The organism is Burkholderia sp. Ac-20392 (genome assembly GCF_017104585.1).
GTDB classification, from domain to species: Bacteria; Pseudomonadota; Gammaproteobacteria; order Burkholderiales; family Burkholderiaceae; genus Burkholderia; species Burkholderia lata.
This window is the reverse complement of the sequence record NZ_JAAGPB010001172.1, coordinates 1-783: the sequence shown is the minus strand read 5'-3', so window position 1 is coordinate 783 and position 783 is coordinate 1. Positions and strand designations below refer to the sequence as shown.

The 783-nt window shown below is 70.4% G+C and carries 1 protein-coding gene; it reads left to right on the top strand.

Features of this window, described 5'->3' with window-relative positions:
* Positions 1-783: SDR family oxidoreductase (locus G3N99_RS41450; protein ID WP_206125338.1), on the top strand; the 783-nt coding region annotated here is incomplete at both ends.

Genomic DNA, 783 nt, shown 5'->3' with positions numbered 1-783 from the left:
ATACGCGCTCGCGTTCGCGGCCGAAGGCGCGGCGGTCGTCGTCAACGACATCCGGCACGACGCCGCGCAAGCGGTCGTCGACGAGATCGCGCGGCGCGGCGGCCGCGCGCTTGCGAATGCGGACGACATCACGCAGGTCGACACCGCACAGCGGATCGTCGACGCGGCACGCGAAGCATTCGGCGACGTGCACGTGCTCGTCAACAACGCAGGCATCTGCCGCGACAAGATGTTCACGAGCATGACCGAAACCGACTGGGACGACGTGATGCGCGTGCACCTGCGCGGCCACTTCTGCCTGTCGAGCGTGCTGGCACGGGTGTGGCGCGATGCGGCGAAGGCCGGCCACGCGATCGACGCGCGGATCGTCAACACGAGTTCGGGCGCCGGGCTGCAAGGCTCGATCGGCCAGTCGAACTACGGCGCGGCCAAGGCCGGGATCGCCGCGCTCACGCTGATGCAGGCGGCCGAGCTGCAGCGCTACGGCGTGCGCGTGAATGCGCTCGCACCGGCCGCGCGCACGTCGATGACCGAAGGCGTGTTTGCCGACATGATGAAGAAGCCCGAGGACGGCGGCTTCGACTATTTCGATCCGGCCAACGTTGCGCCGCTGGTCGTGTGGCTCGGCAGTGCGCAGTCGGCCGACGTGACGGGCCAGGTGTTCGAGGTCGCGGGCGGGATGATCGCGGTTGCCGAAGGCTGGCGCACAGGCCCGAGCGTCGATCGCGGCGCGCGCTGGGCGGCGGCCGAGGTCGGCCCGGCGGTGGCACAGCTGCTCGCCGA